1 protein-coding gene is annotated in these 236 nt (G+C 70.8%); it reads left to right on the forward strand.

Annotation, left to right across the window (positions count from 1 at the left end; translation table 11 throughout):
* A partial coding sequence (locus SB753_RS41285; RefSeq protein ID WP_410805716.1) for a hypothetical protein occupies positions 1 to 236 on the forward strand: 236 nt, incomplete at both ends.

A 236-nucleotide genomic window follows, 5' to 3' on the forward strand; every position in this document is an offset into this window, starting at 1 on the left:
CGCGCTGTTCCTCTACGCCGGCCTGGAGGTGGACCTGCGCGCGTTGTCCGCGCAGCGCGGCCCCCTGCTGCGCTACCTGGGGACGCGCCTGCTGGCGGTGGCGGCATTCGCGGCGCTTGCGATGCATGCGCTGGCACTGCCCTGGCAGGCCGCGATGCTGCTGACCCTGGCGGTGCTGACTTCCTCGACCGGCTTCATCATCGACTCGCTGGACCGTTTCGACATGGATGCCGGGG

This window comes from Paraburkholderia sp. SIMBA_053, assembly GCF_046534895.1.
In the GTDB taxonomy this organism is placed as follows: Bacteria; Pseudomonadota; Gammaproteobacteria; order Burkholderiales; family Burkholderiaceae; genus Paraburkholderia; species Paraburkholderia caledonica.